Consider the following 17,094-nt stretch of genomic DNA (forward strand, 5'->3'; position numbering starts at 1 on the left):
GACGCGCTGGTGCTCGGGAGGAATGCGATGAAGGCCCATGACGGCATGTACATCGGCGGGGAATGGCGGCCCGCCGCCGGCCGCGACCGGATCGAGGTCCTCAACCCGGCGGACGAACAGGTCCTCGGCGGGGTCCCGGCCGGCACGGCCGAGGACGTCGACGCGGCGGTACGCGCCGCCCGCGCCGCCTTCCCCGGCTGGGCGGCCACCGCGCCGGCCGAGCGGGCGGGCCGGATCGCGGCCCTGCGTGACGTACTGATCGCCCGCAAGGGGGAATTCGCGGAGGTCATCACCGCCGAGCTCGGCTCCCCGCGGGGCTTCTCGGAGATGGTGCACGTCGGGGCCCCCATCGCGGTGTCCTCTTCGTTCGCCGAACTGGGGGCCGGGCACGCTTTCGAGGAGCGCATCGGCAACTCCACGGTGCTGCTCGAACCGGTCGGTGTGGTCGGGGCCATCACGCCCTGGAACTACCCGCTGCACCAGATCGTTGCCAAGGTGGCACCCGCTCTCGCGGCGGGCTGCACGGTCGTCCTCAAGCCCGCCGAGGACACCCCGCTGACCGCGCAGCTCTTCGCCGAGGCGGTGGACGAGGCCGGCCTGCCGGCCGGCGTCTTCAACCTGGTGACCGGTACCGGCCCGGTCGCCGGACAGGCGCTGGCCGCTCACCCCGGGGTCGACCTCGTCTCCTTCACCGGCTCCACCGCCGTCGGTCGGCTCGTCGGCGCCACCGCCGGTGCCGCGATCAAGCGGGTGGCCCTCGAGCTGGGTGGCAAATCGGCCAATGTCATCCTGCCCGGGGCCGACCTGGCCAAGGCCGTCGCCACCGGCGTCGGCCATGTCATGAACAACTCCGGTCAGAGCTGCAATGCGCTCACCCGGATGCTCGTCCACCGGGACCAGTACGAGGAGGCCGTGGCCCTTGCCGCCGCCGCGGTCGCCTCGTACCCCGTGGGCGACCCGGGTGACCCCGCCACCCGCCTCGGCCCCGTGATCAACGCGAAGCAGCGGGACCGCGTCCGCGCGTACATCACCCGGGGCATCGAGGAAGGCGCCCGCCTCGTCGCCGGCGGCCCCGAGGCGCCGCGCGAGCAGGGCTACTTCGTCGCGCCCACCGTCTTCGCCGATGTCACCCCCGAGATGACCATCGCCCAGGAGGAGATCTTCGGCCCGGTCCTCGCGATCCTGCCGTACGAGGACGAGGAGGACGCCCTCCGGATCGCCAACGGCACCGTGTACGGCCTCGGCGGGGCGGTGTGGGCCGCCGACGAGGAGACGGCCGTGGCGTTTGCCCGCCGCATGGACACCGGCCAGGTGGACATCAACGGCGGCCGGTTCAACCCGCTCGCGCCGTTCGGCGGGTACAAGCAGTCGGGCGTCGGCCGCGAGCTGGGGCCGCACGGCCTGGCCGAGTACCTCCAGACCAAGTCCCTGCAGTTCTGACCACCCCGCCGGAGAAAACCACCATGGTCCGCGCCGCCGTACTGCCCGCCGTCGGAGCCCCGCTCGAGATACGGGAGATCGTGCTGCCCGATCCCGGTCCCGGTCAGGTTCGCGTCAAACTTGTCGCCGCCGGGGTCTGCCACTCCGACCTCTCCCTCACCAACGGAACCATGAGGGTGCCGGTGCCCGCCGTCCTCGGCCACGAGGGCGCCGGCACCGTCCTCGCCGTCGGCGAGGGCGTCACCCATGTCGCCCCCGGTGACGGAGTGGTCCTCAACTGGGCCCCCTCCTGCGGCCGGTGCCACCACTGCACCATCGGCGAGGTGTGGCTCTGCGCCAAGGCGCTCACCGGGGTCGGGGGCATCCACGCCCACGACTCCCAGGGCACCGAACTGCACCCGGGCCTCAATGTCGCGGCCTTCGCCGAGGAAACCGTGGTCGCGGCCAACTGCGTGCTGCCCGCCCCCGTCGGCATCCCGCTGACCGAGGCGGCCCTGCTCGGCTGCGCGGTGCTCACCGGCTACGGCGCCGTCCACCACAGCGCCACAGTCCGGTCGGGGGAGTCGGTGGCCGTGTTCGGAGCCGGCGGGGTGGGCCTCGCCGCTCTCCAGGCCGCCCGCATCGCCGGTGCCGGCCCGATTATCGCGGTGGATGTCTCCCCGGCCAAGGAGGAGCTGGCCCGGGCGGCCGGAGCCACCGAGTTCGTCCTCGCCTCCGACGCCACCGCCAAGGAGATCCGCGCCCTGACCGCCGGCCAGGGCGCCGACGTGGCCGTCGAATGCGTCGGCCGCGCCGACACCATCCGCACCGCCTGGGAGTCCACCCGGCGCGGCGGACGCACCACGGTCGTCGGCATCGGCGGCAAGGACCAGCAGGTGGCCTTCCACGCCCTGGAGATATTCCACTTCGCCCGCACCCTCACCGGCTGTGTCTACGGAAACAGCGATCCCGCCCGCGACCTCCCGGTGCTCGCCGGACACGTCCTGGCCGGCCGGCTCGACCTCGGCGCGCTGGTCACCGACCGGATAGGTCTGGAGGGCATCCCGGCCGCGTTCGACGCGATGCTCGCCGGCAAGGGCGGTCGCTCCCTGGTGGTCTTCTAGGACCGACGTTCCGGGCGGACAATTCGCGCACCATGCCGAAATACTTGCCCCTGTTGCTGCGCGGGTCGCGGAGGCGGCTCACCCGCTATGAAGCGGCGTACCTGCGGCGCGGACAGCCGGGTCGCACGGGAGGTGCTGAGCGAGACGGCCGGCCACCCCGCCGTGGCCGCGCTCGCCGGGCGGCTGGCCGCGGACGGCCTGGTCTCCACGGCCCGGCGCCACGCGTCCTGGGGCTGGCGCCCGCCGACCCTCGCGGGCCGGGCGGCCCGCCGCGCGCTGCGCCGCCGGCTCCGGGCGGCGGACCCGACGGGGGATCGGACCGAGGCGAAGCTGATGAAGGTGGCCCTGACCGGACTGGGCTGCCTGCCGCCCGGCGCGGTACTCCCACGGTTGCCGGCGCCCGCGCGCCGGGGCCGGGGCGGTGGCGGTGGCTGGGCCTCGAAGGGCGTCGGGGGCCCGGCGGGCGGCTGCGGCGCGGGTTGCGGCGGGGGCTGCGGCGGCGGAGTCTGAGCCCGCACCCCGATCAGGCCAGGGCTTCGCCCCGGCTCAGGCCAGGGCTTCGCCCCGGTTCAGGCCAGGGCTTCGCCCCGGTTCAGGCTAGGGCTTCGCCCCGGTTCAGGCCAGGGCTTCGCCCCGGCTCAGGCCGAGGGCCTCGTACTGCAGGGCCAGGCCGTCCAGGAGGGCCGTCAGGCCCGCGTCGAAGGCTCCTTCGTCGACCTCCCGCTGCCGCTCGGCGAGCAGATGGGCCTGCCCCAGGTGCGGATAGTCCGCCGGGTCGTACGCCGCCTCGTCGTCCACGAACCCGCGGGCGAACGAGCCCACCGCCGAGCCCAGGATGAAGTACCGCATCAGCGCGCCGATCCTGGTGGCCTGGGCAGGCGGCCAGCCCGCCGCCGTCATGGCGCCGAACACCGCGTCCGCCACCCGCAGACCGGACGGCCGGCGGCCCGGGCCGCGTGCCAGCACCGGCACGATGTTCGGATGGTCGGCCAGCGCGCCCCGGTAGGAGTGCGCCCAGTCACGCAGCGCGGTCCGCCAGTCCCGTGGATCGTCCGCCCCGAACATCGAGAGGTCCACCCGCGCGCTCACCGCGTCGGCCACCGCCTCCAGGATCTCGTCCTTGGTGCGGAAGTGGTTGTACAGGGAGGGCCCGCTGACCCCGAGCGCGGCGGCCAGCCGCCGCGTCGACACCGCCTCCAGCCCTTCCCGGTCGACCAGGACCCCCGCCGCCTCGACGATGCGTTCTCGGTTCAGAAGGGGCTTGCGCGGTCTGGCCATGCGCCACATAGTAAGCGTGCCAAAAACTACCGCTGCTAGTTAACGCATCGCCCGAGGGGTGGCCATGAACCTGGAGCCGAGCGAGGAGCAGGCCGCCGTACGGCGGCTGGCCCGCGAGTTCACCGAGCGCGAGATCGCCCCGTACGCCGCGGCCTGGGACCGCGCCGAGAGCGTCGACCGCGCCATCGTCAAGAAGCTCGGCGCGGTCGGCTTCCTCGGGCTCACCGTGCCGGAGGAGTACGGCGGTTCCGGCGGCGACCACCTCTCCTACGCCCTGGTCACCGAGGAGCTCGGGCGCGGCGACTCCGCGGTGCGCGGCATCGTCTCCGTCTCCCTCGGCCTGGTCGCCAAGACCATCGCCGCCTGGGGGAGCGAGGAGCAGAAGCGGGAGTGGCTGCCCCGGCTCTGCTCGGGCGACGCCCTCGGCTGCTTCGGGCTGACCGAACCCGGCACCGGTTCCGACGCCGGCAGCCTCACCACCCGCGCCGTCCGGTCCGGCGGTACGTACGTCCTCAACGGCAGCAAGATGTTCATCACCAACGGCACCTGGGCCGATGTGGTGCTGCTCTTCGCCCGCACCGACCCGGGCGAGCCCGGCCACCGCGGGGTCTCCGCCTTCCTCGTGCCCGCCGACACACCCGGTCTGACCCGCCGCGAGATCCACGGCAAGCTCGGCCTGCGCGGCCAGGCCACCGCCGAGCTGGTCCTGGAGGACGTCGCGGTGCCCGCCTCCGCCCTGCTCGGCCCGGAGGGCAAGGGGTTCACCGTGGCAATGTCGGCGCTCGCCAAGGGCCGGATGTCGGTGGCCGCCGGCTGTGTGGGTCTGGCCCAGGCGGCGCTGGACGCGGCCGTCGCCTACGCCGCCGAGCGCGAACAGTTCGGCAAGCCCATCGCCCACCACCAGCTGGTGCAGGAGCTCATCGCGGACATCTCGGTGGACGTGGACGCGGCCCGGCTGCTCACCTGGCGGGTTGCCGATCTCATCGACCGGGGGCGGCCGTTCGCCGTCGAATCGGCCACGGCGAAGCTCTTCGCCTCCGAGGCGGCCGTCCGCGCGGCGAGCAACTCCCTCCAGGTGCACGGCGGTTACGGATACATCGACGAATACCCGGCCGGGAAGCTGCTGCGCGACGCCCGCGTGATGACCCTTTACGAGGGCACCAGCCAGATCCAGAAACTGCTCATCGGCCGTGCCCTCACGGGGGTTTCGGCGTTCTGAGTACCCGGCCCGGCAACTGAGTAGCCGAGCGGATGCCGCTCCGGCCGGGGCGCGGCGATGGTGGACCCATGAACGAGACACCGGTCAAGCAGCAGAACACGGGGGCGTACTACGGCCAGGCCGTCGCGTCCTTCGCCATCGCCCTCGGTGCGGTCGCGGTCGGCATCTACAACATGGACACGGGCGCCTGGGTGCGGGCCTTCATGGGGATCGCGGTCCTGTACCTGACCACCTCCGCCTTCACCCTCGCCAAGGTGATCCGGGACCGGCAGGAGGCCGACCAGATCGTCAGCCGGGTGGACCAGGCCCGGATGGAGAAGATCATGACGGAGTACGACCCCTTCCACCCGAAGGCACCGAAGCCCTAAGCGCTTGCTCACCCTCCGGTAGGGTGTTCACTTCCACAGGGCGGAGAGGTGAGCGAGCGATGGACAGCGCGGACAGCGCGGCGGAGACCGGCGGCAGCGGCGACGGATACGTGCCGTGGTCGGAGGTCGCTCCCGATGCGGCCCGGCGACTGCTGATCGCGGCGGTGGAGGCCTTCGCCGCGCGCGGGTACCACGCCACGACCACCCGGGACATCGCGCAGCGCGCCGGGATGAGCCCGGCCGCCCTCTACATCCATTACAAGACCAAGGAAGAGCTGCTCCACCGGATCAGCCGGATCGGTCACGACAAGGCGCTGGAGATCCTCACGACGGCGGCCGAGGGTCCGGGCACCGCCGCCGAGCGGCTCGATGCGGCCGTACGGTCCTTCGTGCGCTGGCACGCCGCCCACCACACCACCGCGCGGGTGGTCCAGTACGAGCTCGATGCTCTCGGTCCGGAGCACCGCTCCGAAATCGTGGCACTGCGCCGGCAGAGCGATGCCGCCGTCCGCGGAATCCTCGCCGACGGGGTCGCGGCGGGGGAGTTCGACGTCCCCGACGTGTCCGGCACCACCCTGGCCGTGCTCTCGCTCTGCATCGACGTGGCCCGCTGGTTCAGCACTGCCGGGAACCGCACCCCCGACGAGGTCGGCGCGCTCTACGCCGACCTCGTGCTCCGTATGGTGGGTGCGGCTCAGAAGTAGTAGCGGGACACCGTCTCCGCCACGCACACCGGCTTGTCGCCGCCCTCGCGCTCCACCGTGACGGTCGCGGCGACCTGCACCCCGCCGCCCGCCTCGCCGACCTCCGTGATCACGGCGGTCGCGCGCAGCCGCGAACCGACCGGCACCGGCGCGGGGAAACGGACCTTGTTCACCCCGTAGTTGATGCCCATCCGCATGCCTTCGACCCGCATGATCTGCGGCACCAGGCTGGGCAGCAGGGACAGGGTCAGATAGCCGTGCGCAATGGTGGAGCCGAAGGGGCCGGAGGCGGCGCGCTCGGGGTCGACGTGGATCCACTGGTGGTCGCCGGTCGCGTCCGCGAACAGGTCGATCCGTTTCTGGTCGACCTCCAGCCAGTCGCTGGGCCCCAGCGGTGCACCGGTCCCGGCGTGCAGTTCCTCGGCGGACGTGAAGATCCTCGGCTCGGCCATGCGTCTCCCTCTCCCAGCTCTCCCAGTCGGAACAAGCGCTTGCTCAGCATGGTTGTGGACCATGTGCGGACCGGCGGTGCGCCGGACATCGCCTAGGCTCGGCCGGGTGCCGCAGATTCCCGAGAATGTCCATGAACTGACCGTCGGCCAGCTGTCCGCGCGCAGCGGAGCGGCGGTGTCCGCGCTCCACTTCTACGAGGCCAAGGGGCTCATCAAGAGCCGCCGCACCTCGGGCAACCAGCGCCGCTACTCGAGGGACGCGCTGCGCCGGGTGGCCTTCGTCCGGGCCGCGCAGCGGGTCGGCATCCCGCTGGTCACCATCCGGGAGGCCCTGGCGCAGCTCCCGGAGGAACGCACCCCCAACCGCGAGGACTGGGCGCGGCTGTCCGAGGCCTGGCGCTCCGAACTCGACGCCCGCATCAAGCGGTTGGGTCGGCTCCGCGACCACCTGACGGATTGCATCGGCTGCGGCTGCCTGTCCTTGGAGAGCTGCGTGCTGTCCAACCCGGACGACATGTTCGGCGACCGCCTCACCGGCTCCCGCCTCTAGGCGGTATCAGGCGGGCCGGGCCCGGCCCTGATCCGCCGGACACCCCCCTAGGCCGGTCGCCAGGGCGGTGGCCGCGGAGACCAGTTCCGCGTTCGAGCGGGCCGGGCGGCCGTCCGGGAGGTGGAGGACGTCTCCGATGCCGGTCCGGCAGGAATAGCCGGCGGCCACCGCCATCCGGAACACCGGCCAGGCCGCCGCCCCGCGCCCGTACACCACCGTCCCGCCGGGCCCGCGCAGCAGCGCCGGATCGGCTGCGGTCAGCTCGACCACCAGCCGCGCGTACGGAATCTCCGGCGCCGGCCCGCCCCCCGGGCCCGGCCGCAGCACCCCGTCCACCGCAATGCCGCGTTCGGCGAGCGCCGCCGCCACGGCCGCCGCGCCCGGTTCCGCCAGGTCCACCGTCGCGCGGTCCGGGAGGATCTCCCAGGCGTGGATCCGGCCCACCGGATCCGGCTCGCCCGGAACGGTCGCGGAGACCGCCAGCGGGACCGCGACCGCCGCCCGCAGCGCGGCGAGCAGCGGGCCGGCCACCCGCGGGGACAGGCTCTCCCGGCCGCACGGCGTCCGCGGATGCACCAGGATCTCGGCGGCCCCCGCCGCCACCGACCCGACCGCCGCCTCCACCAGCGCCTCCGGCGACATCGGCACGGCCGCACCGTCCGCCGCCGTCCGGGACCCGTTCAGCGATACCTGGACCATGCGGGCATCATGCCGTGTCCGCCAGCGCCGGCCGCGGCACGACGATGCCGCACCCCGCGCACACCGGCCCGTCCCACGGCCCCCGGACATCGGCACCCACGGCCGCGACCACCCCGGTGGCAACCGCCCCGGCACCCCCGGCCCCGGCGAAACCGGCTCCGGCCCCGACGGCCCCGGCGGCCCCGGCCACGCCGAATCGCGGCGCCCCCCACCGCAGCTCCTGCGCCCCGCAGACCGGGCAGGCCGTCCCCGGCTCCGATTCCAGCGCCTTCACCAGCCGCCGCAGCACTTCGCCCAGCGGCCCGTCCGGCCGCACCCCCGGGTCGGCGCAGCGCACCACCACCGCCGCCCCGCCCCACGCCCACTCCGGCCGGCGCAGCCCGTGGTGCTTCTCGCGGCGCCTGCGCTCGGCGAAGTGCCGTTCGTACTCCAGCCAGACCGCCCTGGCCTCCTCCAGTTCCTCCAGCGCCGCCACCAGCCGCTGGGGGTCGGCCGCCCGGTCCTCGGGGGCGATCCCGTGCCGGTCGCACAGGTGCCACCAGGTGGCCCGGTGCCCGTACGGCGCGAATCTCTCCAGGCAGCGGCGCAGCGAATGCCGCCGCAGGGCCCGGTCGTTGCGCGCGTCGCGCACTTGGACCGCCAGACTCCGGAATCCCGCCATCACGTCTCACCTCCGTGGGCCAACATGCCCTTCCGGATGTGGGCGCATGCGGGGGCGGTCGAGGCGTACGGGTGGCACATGGCCGGAACTCAGCGCCCCATCCGGCCCGCTGCGACCACCACCCGGGCCAGCTCCTCATGGCAGATGTCACTGTGCGCCCCCGAGGGCGCCCCGCCCCGCCGGACCACCGCCGCCGCGTCCACGCTCACACATCCGGCCTCCGGCAGGCCGCCCCGCAGGGCCGTGTCCAGGGTGATGCGGGCCGCGCCCGGCACCGCCTGGACACCGTCGTGGCCCATTGCGCCCCACCGCGCGTCGAAGCCCGCGAATCCGGCCGAATCACCCGCCATCCGGGAGGCCAGCGGATAGAACACCTTCAGCGCCGAGTCGTGCCGCGAGTAGCAGGACACCACCGGCCCGCGGACCCTCCGCTGCAACCCGGCGAGCGCCCCGCCCCGGCCCTGATCGTGGGGCAGCCGATCGGCGAACGCGTAGTGGGAGAAGGCTCCCTGAAGGAGTATCAGGGAACGGATGAAGTCCCAGCCGTCCGGCACCGCCCGCAAGGCGAAGGCCACCACCCGGGCCCCGAAGCTGTGCCCGATCAGATGCACCCGCAGCTCCGGACGGCCGCGCGCCAGGTCGGTCAGTACGGGTCCCAGTCCGCGCTCGCCCACCACCCCGGCCCGCTTCTTCATCCGGTGGTAGGTGGCCTGCCGCAGCAGTTCCCTGCCGCCGTCCCACAGTGCGCCCGGGCCTTCCTCCCGGCCCGCTTCGGCCAGTCCGTGGCCGAGCGCGCGGCAGCTGTCCACGGCATCCCCGGCGAACAGGGCCGGCACCGGTTCCTCGGAGTCCATCCCGTCCAGCCCGGCCAAAGCCCTTACCAGCACGCCGAATTCGGTGATCGCGGCAGCCGACTCCGGCTGCTGCGACAGCAGTTCGGCGATCCGGTCCAGCTCTGCCTCGTGGCCCGGCCAGAACTCCCCGAGAGCCCGCCGGGTTTCGGCATCCAGCCCCGGCCCCTCGCCCGCGCCGCCGATCCCGCGCAGGTCGAAATCCGGGATCGGCTCGTCCGCGAACCGGATCGAGGGCCACACCACACCCACGTACCCCAGCCGCACCGACGGCCCGACCAGCCCCGGGAACGGGGCGAAGAACCGGTCGTAGAGCCGCGTCGCCGTCGACCGCTCGCTGTTCCATCCGTGCGAGAACACCAGCAGGTCCGTCGCGTTCAGCCGGGCCACCGCAGCCCGGCCCGCCGGATCCACGTCCCCTTCGGCGTCGAACCGCAGCTCCGCGTACGGCCCCACGCCCAGTCCCGCATCCGACACGAGGTCCCCCTCCGCCGCGCCCGCCCGTGCGCTCCAGCATCCCGCCGTACCGTGCATCCGGCCAGCCCCCTTGCACACCCGGCACGACCCGGGGCGCACCGGGTGCGCCGGCCCGCGCCCCCTCGCCCCAGGCCCCTCACGGATACAGCAGGTAGGCCTCCCGTACCGCCGAGAACCGGGCCAGCCCGGCCGCCCAGTCCGCCGCGATCTCCTCCACCCCCGCGCCCGCGTCGACCAGCCGCCGCACCCGGTCCGAGCCGGTCAGCCGGTCGATCCAGTGGTCGGACCGCCAGGCGAAACCGCTCCAGGTCCGCCGCGCCGTCACCAGCAGCCCGATCCCGGCCCGCACCGGGTCGAAGGCCTCCCGGTCGTGCACCATGATCCGTACGCCGCCACAGGTCCGCCCCGCGAACTTGGAGAAGGCGGGGGTGAACCAGGCCTCCCGGAACCACACCCCGGGCAGCTCCAGCGCATTCGCGGCCTCCGCCCACCGCCGGTCCATGCCCTCCGCGCCCACCAGCTCGAACGGGGTGGTGGTACCCCGCCCCTCGGAGAGGTTGGTCCCCTCGAACAGGCAGGTCCCGGCATAGGCCAGGGCGGTGTCCGGGGTCGGCATGTTCGGGCTGGGCGGCACCCAGGGCAGCCCGGTCGCCCCGAAGAACGAACCGCGCCGCCACCCCGACATCCGTACGGTCTCCAGCCGGACCGGCCGCCCGGCCAGGAACTCCCCGTTGAACAGGCGGGCCAGCTCCGCCGCCGTCATCCCGTGCGCCAGCGCGATCGGCTCCCGCCCGACGAAACTGGCGTACGGCCGCTCCAGCACCGGGCCCAGCGCCCGCCGCCCGCCCACCGGGTTGGGCCGGTCCAGCACCACCACCGCCTTCCCGGCCGCCGCGGCTGCGCGCATGCAGTCGTACAGGGTCCAGATGTAGGTGTAGAAGCGGGCTCCGACGTCCTGGATGTCGAAGAGGACGGTGTCCACGCCGGCGGCGGTGAACACGTCCGCGAGGGCCTGGCCGCTCTTGCCGTACGTGTCGTGGACCGGCAGCCCGGTCGCCGGGTCCTGGCTCCGGCCCTCGGATCCGCCCGCCTGGGCCGTCCCCCGGAATCCGTGTTCCGGCCCGAAGACCGCGACCAGGTTCACGCGGTCGTCCGCGTGCAGGACGTCGACCAGGTGGCGGGCGTCGGCGGTGATCCCGGTGGGGTTGGTGACCACCCCCACCCGCAGCCCGGCCAGCAGCCGGTACCCGTCCGCCGCCAGTTCCTCGAAACCGGTCCGCACCCGCCCGCCGGCCCCCGCCGTCCCGGCAGCCCCCACCACACCCGCCGCACCGGTGGCTCCCACGGTGGCCCCCGCCAGTCCCAGCAGTCCGCGTCTCGACAGGCTCATCCCGCCACGCTAGGCCCGCGGCCCCTTCCGCCCCGACATACCGACTGGTTAGTCTGTCGCCCGCAACCGCCGCCGCAACCGCCGCTGCAACAGCCGCTACGAAAGGTGATCCCCATGGGCGCGTACCAGGACACTCGAGTCGTCGTCACCGGAGCGGGCGGCGGCATCGGCGCGGCCCTCGCGCACCGTTTCGCCGCCGAGGGCGCCAGGGTCGTCGTCAACGACCTCGACCCGGACCGGGCCGCCGCGGTCGCCGACCGGATCGGCGGCCGAGCCCTCGCCGTGCCCGGCGACGCCTCCACCGTCGTGGCGGAGGCCCGGGAGGCGCTGGGCGGCACCGTGGACATCTACTGCGCCAACGCCGGAATCGCCGCGGGCGGCGACGCCTTCGCCGACGAGGACGTATGGGACGCGGCCTGGCAGACCAATGTGATGGCGCACGTCCGCGCCGCCCGCCTGCTGCTGCCGGACTGGCTGGAGCGGGGCAGCGGCCGGTTCGTCTCCACCGTCTCCGCCGCCGGGCTGCTGACCATGATCGGAGCGGCCCCGTACAGTGTCACCAAGCACGGTGCGCTCGCCTTCGCGGAGTGGCTCTCGCTGACCTACCGCCACCGCGGCATCCAGGTCCACGCCATCTGCCCGCAGGGGGTGCGGACGGACATGCTGACCGCCGCCGGCTCGGCCGGCGAGCTGGTCCTCGCCCCGACCGCGATCGAACCGGACACGGTCGCGGACGCATTGTTCGACGGTATGGCGAAGGGCACCTTCATGATCCTCCCGCACCCGGAGGTCGCCGGGTACTACACGGCGCGCGCCACGGACCCCGACCGCTGGCTGAGCGGCATGAACCATCTCCAGCGGACCTGGGAGGGTGCGTGACCGGGCTGCCCTCCGCCGTCCGGCCCTGGCTGGGCCGGCTCAGCCCGGCCCAACTGGCCCCCGTCGCGCCGCCGCCCACCGTGTTGCACGCCTTCCGGTCGGCCGTGGCCCGGGCACCGGAACGCACCGCGCTCGCCTACTTCGACGGCCGGCTGGACTACGCCGAGACCGACGCGCTCTCCGACTCACTGGCCGGCCACCTCGCCGCCCACGGCGTACGGCCCGGAGACCGGGTCGCGGTCATGCTGCAGAACACCCCGCACCTGGTGCTGGCGGTCCTGGCCGCCTGGAAGGCGGGCGCGGTCGTCGTCCCGCTCAACCCGATGTACAAGGCCGCGGAGGTGCGCCATGTGCTCGCCGACTCCGGTGCCGGCGCGCTGGTGTGCGCGGCCGGTGCCTGGTCGGCGTACCTGGAGGAGGCGGCGCGGGGGAGTGCGGTGCGCGCCGTGCTGACCGCGGACGACCGGGACTTCCAGACCCGCAACGACCCGCGCATCTTCCCGGCCCACGCCCCGGAGCCGGCCCCGGCCCACGCCCCGGCCCGCGCCACGATCCCGCCCCCGGCCCCGGAGCCGACCGGCCCCAGCCCCGCCCCCGCCGACCTGGCAGCCGTGGCCCGCCGGGGCCACCCCGCCCCCGCCGTTCCCGAACCCGCAGCCGCCGACACCGCCCTGATCAGCTATACCTCCGGCACCAGCGGCACCCCCAAGGGCGCCCTCAACCCGCACGGCGCGCTCACCCACAACGCCGCCCGCCAGGTCGCCGGCCACCCGATAGCCGAGGGCGCCGGCTACTTCGCCCTGGCCCCCCTCTTCCACATCACCGGCATGGTCTGCGAGCTCACCGCCTGCTTCGTCAACGCCGGCACCCTCGCCCTCGCCCACCGCTTCGACGCGGGCGTGGTGCTGGACGCCTTCCTGGAACACCGCCCCGCCTACACCATCGGCCCGGCCACCGCCTTCATGGCCCTCGCCGCGCACCCCGCGGTCACCCGGGACCATTTCGCCTCGTTCCGGATCGTCTCCTCCGGTGGCGCCCCGCTGCCGCCCGCCCTCGTCGCGCGGCTGCGCACCACCCTCGGCTGTGACCTGCGCAACGGCTACGGCCTCACCGAGTCCACCGGCGCCGTGTCCGCCGTCCCCGCCCACCTCGAAGCCCCCGTCGACCCGGCGACCGGCACCCTCTCCGTCGGGGTGCCGGGCGCCGAGACCGTCGTACGCATCCTCGACGAGCGGGGCCGCGAGCTGCCGTTCGGCGAGACCGGCGAGATCGCGGTCCGCGGCCCCCAGGTGGTGCCCGGCTACTGGAAGCTGCCCGAGGACACCGCCAAGGCCTTCCCCGGCGGTGAACTGCGCACCGGGGACGTCGGGTTCATGGACCGGGACGGCTGGCTGTACGTGGTCGACCGGAAGAAGGACATGATCAGCGCGTCCGGGTTCAAGGTCTGGCCGAGGGAGGTCGAGGACGTCCTCTACACCCACCCCGCGGTCCGTGAGGCCGCCGTGGTCGGGGTCCCGGATCCCTACCGCGGCGAGACCGTGAAGGCGTACGTGAGCCTGCGCCCGGGCACCTCGGCCGAGTCCGCCGAGCTCTCCGCCTACTGTGCCGAGCGGATCGCCGCCTACAAGTACCCGCGCGAGGTCGAGATCCTGGCTGTTCTTCCCAAGACGACCAGTGGCAAGATCCTGCGACGAGAACTGCGCGCACGCGGCTGAAAACAGCCGGAGAACCATACGAAGGGAACGGCCATGGCTGCCAGGACCACGCCACCCGTGAGGAGCGGCACGGACACAGGCACCGACACCCCGGTACCGCAGCGACTGCTCGCCGTGGCCACCCGTCTGTTCGCGGAGCGCGGGTACGACCGCACCTCCGTCCAGGAGATCGTGGAGGCGGCCGGGGTCACCAAGGGGGCGCTCTACCACTACTTCGGGTCCAAGGACGATCTGCTGCACGAGGTGTACGCGCGCATGCTGCGGCTCCAGCAGCAGCGGCTGGACGCGGTGGCCGATTCCGATGCCCCGGTGGAGGAGCGGCTGCGGGCCGCAGCCGCCGACGTGGTGGTGACCACCATCGAGAACCTCGACGACGCGATGATCTTCTTCCGGTCGATGCACCAGCTGAGCCCGGAGAAGTTCAAGCAGGTCAGGGCCGAGCGGCGGCGCTACCACGAGCGGTTCCGGGCCCTGATCGAAGAGGGCCAGCAGTCCGGGGTGTTCTCCACCGCCACCCCGGCCGACCTGGTCGTGGACTACCACTTCGGGTCGGTCCACCACCTGTCCACCTGGTACCGCACGGACGGACCGCTCACCCCCCAGCAGGTCGCCGACCACCTCGCCGACCTGCTGCTGCGCGCACTGCGCCCCTGACGGGGCGCGGGGAACAGGCCCGGGGCCGCTGCCCGGAACCCGGCGCCGCCTTGCGGCAGGGCCGCTGCCCAGCCCGGGCCCGCCCCGGCCGGTCGGCCGGGGCGGGCGCCGGTTCACGGCTCCGGTCCCCGCCCGGCCCCCGTCCGCGGGGTTCACCGCCCCGGCCCCGCCCCGCCCCGGCCCACCCGCCCGCTCGCCGGGGGCTACTGGTACCGCTTCAGCTCCCGCCGCGCCAGCGACCGCTGGTGTACCTCGTCCGGCCCGTCCGCCAGCCGCAGCGTCCGCGCCGCCGCCCACAGTTCGGCCAGCGGGAAGTCCTGGCTGACCCCGCCCGCGCCGTGCAGCTGGACCGCGTTGTCGAGGATGCGCACCACCGCCCGCGGGGTCGCGATCTTGATCGCCTGGATCTCGGTGTGCGCCCCGCGGTTGCCCACCGTGTCCATCAGCCACGCCGTCTTCAGCACCAGCAGCCGCAGCTGCTCCACGGTGACCCGGGCGTCCGCGATCCAGTTCTGCACCACGCCCTGCGCGGCCAGCGGCTTGCCGAAGGCCGTACGCCCCACCGCCCGCCGGCACATCAGCTCGATCGCCCGCTCCGCCATCCCGATCAGCCGCATGCAGTGGTGGATCCGGCCCGGCCCGAGCCGCGCCTGGGCGATGGCGAAGCCGGAGCCCTCCTCGCCGATCAGATGGGCGGCAGGCACCCGTACGCCGTCGAAGACCACCTCGGCATGGCCGCCGTGGTCGTGGTCCTCGTACCCGTACACGGTCATCGCCCGCCGCACCTCCACCCCCGGGGTGTCGCGCGGCACCAGGATCATCGACTGCTGACGGCGCGGGTCCGCACCCTCCGGGTCGGTCTTGCCCATCACGATGAAGACCTTGCAGTCCGGGCTCATCGCCCCGGAGATGAACCACTTCCGGCCGGTGACCACATACTCGGAGCCGTCCGCCGACCGCTCGATCCGGGTCTCGACGTTCGTCGCGTCCGAGGAGGCCACCTCCGGCTCGGTCATCGCGAACGCCGACCGGATCTCGGCGGTCAGCAGCGGCTCCAGCCACTGCTTCTGCTGCTCCTCGCTCGCGAACTGTGCGAGCAGCTCCATGTTCCCGGTGTCCGGGGCGGCGCAGTTGAGCGCCATCGGCGCCAGGTGCGGGCTGCGCCCGGTGATCTCCGCCAGCGGGGCGTACTGGAGGTTGGTCAGCCCGGCACCGTGCTCGGAATCCGGCAGGAAGAGATTCCACAGCCCCTGCCGGCGGGCCTCGGCCCGCAGCTTCCCGAAGACGGCGGGGGTGTCCCAGGGCGAGGGCAGGGCGGCCCGCTGCGCGGCGGCGACGGGCTCCGCCGGGTACACGTGCTCCTCCATGAACGCGAGCAGCCGCTCGCGGAGTTCCTCGGTCCGGGCGTCGAATGCGAAGTCCATGCTGATCGGCTCCTCAGCCTTCCTGGAGGGTGGTCAGACCGTGTTCGATGAAGACCGGGACCAGCTCGCCGATCCGGTCGAAGCCGGCGCCGACGGTCTGGCCGAGCGTGTAGCGGTAGTGGATTCCTTCGAGGATCACCGCGAGCTTGAACCAGGCGAAGGCCGTGTACCAGGCGATCGCCCCGGTGTCCCGGCCCGACCGGGCCGCGTACCGCTCGATCAGCTCGGCCGGCGCCGGATGCCCCGGCGCGCTGCTGGTCGTACTGACCGGGGACTCGGTCAGCCCCAGGTCCGAGCTGTACATCACCAGCAGGCCGAGGTCGGTGAGCGGATCGCCGAGGGTGGACATCTCCCAGTCCAGCACGGCGCGGATCCGGTCGTCCGTGCCGCCGATCAGGACGTTGTCGAGGCGGAAGTCGCCGTGTACCACCGTGGGGGCGGGGGAGTCCGGCAGGGCCCGGCCCAGGGCGCCGTGCAGCTCGTCGATCCCCGGCAGGTCCCGGTTGCGGGAGGCGTCCAGCTGCTTGCCCCAGCGGCGCAGCTGCCGGTCGAGGAAGCCCTCCGGCCGGCCGAAGTCCGCGAGCCCCACTGCCGCGGGGTCCACCGCGTGCAGGTCGACCAGGGTGTCGACCAGGTGCAGCACCGCCTGCCGGGTCCGCTCCGGACCGAGTCCGGCCAGCTGCGCGGCCGTCCGGTACGGCACCCCGTCCACGTACTCCATCACGTAGAACGGCGCGCCCAGCACCTCCTCGTCCTCGCACAGCAGCAGCGGCTCGGGCACCGGGACCGCCGTGCCGTGCAGGGCCGCGATCACCCGGTGCTCGCGCCGCATGTCGTGGGCGGTGGCCAGCACATGGCCGAGCGGAGGGCGGCGTACCACCCAGCGGCCGGTGCCGTCGGTGACCGCGTACGTGAGGTTGGAACGGCCCCCCTCGATGAGCCGGCCGCTCAGCGGCCCGGCCACGAGCCCGGGCCGGGCGCGGTCCAGATGGCCGCGCAGCCGCTCCAGGTCGAGGCCCCGGGGGCCGGGATCGGCTGAGGTCATGGTGCGCACCTCCGTACGGAGTCGATGCGATGTCGTCCGCCCCATCATGCCGACCAGTCGGTATGCCGTCCACCCCCCGACCCGGGCCGGCCCCCTGACCCGGGCCCCCGCCCGGCGCCGGCCCAGGCGGGCGGAGCTCGGCCCGGCCAGCCGACCGCCGGTCCGGCCGAGGTGTGGCCGCGGCC

General features: G+C 73.8%; 18 protein-coding genes. 10 read left to right on the forward strand and 8 right to left on the reverse strand.

Features of this window, described 5'->3' with window-relative positions:
* Window positions 1-27 precede the first annotated feature (27 nt).
* The 3 genes from DEJ50_RS26610 (at window position 28) to DEJ50_RS26620 (ending at window position 3,053) form a co-directional block, all read left to right on the forward strand.
* Window positions 28-1,440: an aldehyde dehydrogenase family protein gene (locus DEJ50_RS26610; RefSeq protein ID WP_150210619.1), complete on the forward strand. Its 1,413-nt coding sequence runs from the start codon at window positions 28-30 to the stop codon at window positions 1,438-1,440.
* Window positions 1,441-1,463: 23 nt separating this feature from the next.
* Window positions 1,464-2,543, forward strand: coding sequence for a Zn-dependent alcohol dehydrogenase (locus DEJ50_RS26615; protein WP_150210620.1), 1,080 nt, complete (start codon window positions 1,464-1,466; stop codon window positions 2,541-2,543).
* Window positions 2,544-2,630: 87 nt separating this feature from the next.
* Window positions 2,631-3,053 carry a hypothetical protein gene (locus DEJ50_RS26620; RefSeq protein ID WP_150210621.1) on the forward strand — a complete coding sequence of 141 codons (423 nt, stop codon included), beginning with the start codon at window positions 2,631-2,633 and terminating at the stop codon, window positions 3,051-3,053.
* A 105-nt stretch (window positions 3,054-3,158) separates the two neighbouring features.
* Here DEJ50_RS26620 and DEJ50_RS26625 read toward each other — a convergent pair whose 3' ends face one another.
* A complete protein-coding gene (locus DEJ50_RS26625) occupies window positions 3,159-3,821 on the reverse strand; it encodes a TetR/AcrR family transcriptional regulator (RefSeq protein WP_150210622.1) in 663 nt (220 codons plus the stop codon).
* A 64-nt stretch (window positions 3,822-3,885) separates the two neighbouring features.
* On the opposite strand from DEJ50_RS26625, the gene DEJ50_RS26630 reads away from it, so the two are divergent.
* From DEJ50_RS26630 to DEJ50_RS26640, 3 genes are all read left to right on the forward strand, one after another.
* Entirely contained in the window at window positions 3,886-5,040 is a 1,155-nt protein-coding gene (locus DEJ50_RS26630) for an acyl-CoA dehydrogenase family protein (protein WP_150210623.1), read from the forward strand.
* A 68-nt stretch (window positions 5,041-5,108) separates the two neighbouring features.
* Entirely contained in the window at window positions 5,109-5,408 is a 300-nt protein-coding gene (locus DEJ50_RS26635; protein WP_150210624.1) for a YiaA/YiaB family inner membrane protein, read from the forward strand.
* 59 nt (window positions 5,409-5,467) lie between these two features.
* Window positions 5,468-6,112, forward strand: a complete 645-nt coding sequence (locus tag DEJ50_RS26640; protein WP_150210625.1) for a TetR/AcrR family transcriptional regulator — start codon at window positions 5,468-5,470, stop codon at window positions 6,110-6,112.
* Here DEJ50_RS26640 and DEJ50_RS26645 read toward each other — a convergent pair.
* Entirely contained in the window at window positions 6,103-6,564 is a 462-nt protein-coding gene (locus DEJ50_RS26645; RefSeq protein ID WP_150210626.1) for a MaoC family dehydratase, read from the reverse strand. The genes DEJ50_RS26640 and DEJ50_RS26645 overlap by 10 nt on opposite strands.
* Window positions 6,565-6,670: 106 nt before the next feature.
* On the opposite strand from DEJ50_RS26645, the gene soxR reads away from it, so the two are divergent.
* Window positions 6,671-7,114: a redox-sensitive transcriptional activator SoxR gene (soxR, locus tag DEJ50_RS26650; protein WP_150210627.1), complete on the forward strand. Its 444-nt coding sequence runs from the start codon at window positions 6,671-6,673 to the stop codon at window positions 7,112-7,114.
* Between the two features lie 6 nt (window positions 7,115-7,120).
* On the opposite strand, the gene DEJ50_RS26655 is transcribed toward soxR, so the two are convergent.
* The 4 genes from DEJ50_RS26655 to DEJ50_RS26670 all read right to left on the reverse strand — a co-directional run bounded on the left by DEJ50_RS26655 (window position 7,121) and on the right by DEJ50_RS26670 (window position 11,192).
* Window positions 7,121-7,813: a 3-keto-5-aminohexanoate cleavage protein gene (locus DEJ50_RS26655; RefSeq protein WP_150210628.1), complete on the reverse strand. Its 693-nt coding sequence runs from the start codon at window positions 7,811-7,813 to the stop codon at window positions 7,121-7,123.
* Between the two features lie 7 nt (window positions 7,814-7,820).
* Entirely contained in the window at window positions 7,821-8,474 is a 654-nt protein-coding gene (locus DEJ50_RS26660; protein ID WP_150210629.1) for a hypothetical protein, read from the reverse strand.
* Window positions 8,475-8,563: 89 nt separating this feature from the next.
* Window positions 8,564-9,802: a serine-threonine protein kinase gene (locus DEJ50_RS26665; RefSeq protein ID WP_190344711.1), complete on the reverse strand. Its 1,239-nt coding sequence runs from the start codon at window positions 9,800-9,802 to the stop codon at window positions 8,564-8,566.
* 136 nt (window positions 9,803-9,938) lie between these two features.
* Window positions 9,939-11,192, reverse strand: a complete 1,254-nt coding sequence (locus DEJ50_RS26670) for an exo-beta-N-acetylmuramidase NamZ domain-containing protein (RefSeq protein WP_150210630.1) — start codon at window positions 11,190-11,192, stop codon at window positions 9,939-9,941.
* Between the two features lie 114 nt (window positions 11,193-11,306).
* Here DEJ50_RS26670 and DEJ50_RS26675 point away from each other — a divergent pair, with 114 nt between their 5' ends.
* The 3 genes from DEJ50_RS26675 to DEJ50_RS26685 are packed head-to-tail and all read left to right on the forward strand — an operon-like array spanning window position 11,307 to window position 14,440.
* Window positions 11,307-12,071 (forward strand): SDR family oxidoreductase, encoded by a 765-nt coding sequence (locus tag DEJ50_RS26675; protein WP_150210631.1) that lies wholly within the window; start codon window positions 11,307-11,309, stop codon window positions 12,069-12,071.
* Window positions 12,068-13,786, forward strand: coding sequence for a class I adenylate-forming enzyme family protein (locus DEJ50_RS26680; RefSeq protein WP_150210632.1), 1,719 nt, complete (start codon window positions 12,068-12,070; stop codon window positions 13,784-13,786). Before DEJ50_RS26675 ends, DEJ50_RS26680 begins: the two co-directional genes overlap by 4 nt.
* A gap of 33 nt (window positions 13,787-13,819) precedes the next feature.
* Window positions 13,820-14,440 (forward strand): TetR/AcrR family transcriptional regulator, encoded by a 621-nt coding sequence (locus tag DEJ50_RS26685; RefSeq protein ID WP_150210633.1) that lies wholly within the window; start codon window positions 13,820-13,822, stop codon window positions 14,438-14,440.
* Window positions 14,441-14,643: 203 nt separating this feature from the next.
* Here the strand turns inward: DEJ50_RS26685 and DEJ50_RS26690 are convergent, their stop codons facing one another.
* On the reverse strand, window positions 14,644-15,864 hold the full coding sequence (locus DEJ50_RS26690) for an acyl-CoA dehydrogenase family protein (RefSeq protein WP_150210634.1): 1,221 nt from the start codon (window positions 15,862-15,864) through the stop codon (window positions 14,644-14,646).
* A gap of 13 nt (window positions 15,865-15,877) precedes the next feature.
* Window positions 15,878-16,909, reverse strand: coding sequence for a phosphotransferase family protein (locus DEJ50_RS26695; RefSeq protein ID WP_150210635.1), 1,032 nt, complete (start codon window positions 16,907-16,909; stop codon window positions 15,878-15,880).
* Between the last annotated feature and the right edge of the window lie 185 nt (window positions 16,910-17,094).

Source organism: Streptomyces venezuelae (genome assembly GCF_008642295.1).
GTDB lineage: Bacteria > Actinomycetota > Actinomycetes > Streptomycetales > Streptomycetaceae > Streptomyces > Streptomyces venezuelae_C.

Coding starts and splice junctions, on each gene's coding strand:
- DEJ50_RS26645 (WP_150210626.1), bottom strand. CDS start 6,564: ATGGCCGAGCCGAGGATCTTCACGTCCGCCGAGGAACTGCACGCCGGG.
- DEJ50_RS26625 (WP_150210622.1), bottom strand. CDS start 3,821: ATGGCCAGACCGCGCAAGCCCCTTCTGAACCGAGAACGCATCGTCGAG.
- DEJ50_RS26690 (WP_150210634.1), bottom strand. CDS start 15,864: ATGGACTTCGCATTCGACGCCCGGACCGAGGAACTCCGCGAGCGGCTG.
- DEJ50_RS26695 (WP_150210635.1), bottom strand. CDS start 16,909: ATGACCTCAGCCGATCCCGGCCCCCGGGGCCTCGACCTGGAGCGGCTG.
- DEJ50_RS26635 (WP_150210624.1), top strand. CDS start 5,109: ATGAACGAGACACCGGTCAAGCAGCAGAACACGGGGGCGTACTACGGC.
- DEJ50_RS26610 (WP_150210619.1), top strand. CDS start 28: ATGAAGGCCCATGACGGCATGTACATCGGCGGGGAATGGCGGCCCGCC.
- DEJ50_RS26615 (WP_150210620.1), top strand. CDS start 1,464: ATGGTCCGCGCCGCCGTACTGCCCGCCGTCGGAGCCCCGCTCGAGATA.
- DEJ50_RS26630 (WP_150210623.1), top strand. CDS start 3,886: ATGAACCTGGAGCCGAGCGAGGAGCAGGCCGCCGTACGGCGGCTGGCC.
- DEJ50_RS26675 (WP_150210631.1), top strand. CDS start 11,307: ATGGGCGCGTACCAGGACACTCGAGTCGTCGTCACCGGAGCGGGCGGC.
- DEJ50_RS26660 (WP_150210629.1), bottom strand. CDS start 8,474: ATGGCGGGATTCCGGAGTCTGGCGGTCCAAGTGCGCGACGCGCGCAAC.
- DEJ50_RS26685 (WP_150210633.1), top strand. CDS start 13,820: ATGGCTGCCAGGACCACGCCACCCGTGAGGAGCGGCACGGACACAGGC.
- DEJ50_RS26670 (WP_150210630.1), bottom strand. CDS start 11,192: ATGAGCCTGTCGAGACGCGGACTGCTGGGACTGGCGGGGGCCACCGTG.
- DEJ50_RS26655 (WP_150210628.1), bottom strand. CDS start 7,813: ATGGTCCAGGTATCGCTGAACGGGTCCCGGACGGCGGCGGACGGTGCG.
- DEJ50_RS26620 (WP_150210621.1), top strand. CDS start 2,631: ATGAAGCGGCGTACCTGCGGCGCGGACAGCCGGGTCGCACGGGAGGTG.
- DEJ50_RS26640 (WP_150210625.1), top strand. CDS start 5,468: ATGGACAGCGCGGACAGCGCGGCGGAGACCGGCGGCAGCGGCGACGGA.